This window comes from Microcoleus sp. Pol11C3 (assembly GCF_036701485.1).
GTDB lineage: Bacteria > Cyanobacteriota > Cyanobacteriia > Cyanobacteriales > Microcoleaceae > Microcoleus.
Window position 1 is genome coordinate 2,661 of the sequence record NZ_JAUBQW010000047.1, and the last position, 789, is coordinate 3,449.

A 789-nucleotide genomic window follows, 5' to 3' on the forward strand; every position below is an offset into this window, starting at 1 on the left:
ACCGCCAGAAGTACCTCAACTACCGCTGACCCCACTCCGGGCAACAACGAATCTACAGTCACTACACCTCTGACACCTAGTGCCGACGTTGTTACCACCAAAACCGGGACTACGACAGCAGCACCGGGTGAAATAGTTACTTACACAATTTCCACAGTCAACAACGGCCCAAGCACAGCCGAAAACATCACAATTACCGACAGCATCGTTGGCGGCGCAACAGCAGTCAACGGCGGTGTCTACGATTCCAATACAGGTATTGTCAGCTTCCCGCCAGTTACCAGCTTAGCCAGCGGTGCCACCGTCACCAACACAGTCAGCTTCATCGCCCCAGCATCCGGCAGCGTCACCAACACCGCCAGAAGTACCTCAACTACCGCTGACCCCACTCCGGGCAACAACGAATCTACAGTCACTACACCTCTGACACCAGCACCAATTCCCAACCAACCACCATCCGCCAACCCTGCCAACTCCAGCCTAGGCCCCAACAGCAGCCAGTTAGTCACAGGATTGGGAGGAAGCGACTTGGAAGGGCCGATCGCATCCTACACGATCAACACCCTACCCCCAGCAGACCAAGCAGTCCTGTTTTTAGGAGATCCAGCCAACGGCGGCGTACCAGTCACAGCAGGTCAAGTCCTGACTCCAGAACAGTTACAGCAACTATTTTTCCAAACGACGGGCAACTTTACAGGAGCCAATTTTACCTACAGCGCTACAGACAACAGTGGTGCTATCAGTCCACCCGCTACCGCTACTGTGAATGGACCCACAAGTCCCACTCCC

At 54.9% G+C, this 789-nt stretch carries 1 pseudogene; it reads left to right on the forward strand.

Annotated features, from left to right (window positions below):
* Positions 1 to 789: pseudogene (locus QUA40_RS13105) on the forward strand (DUF11 domain-containing protein); the annotation flags it as partial.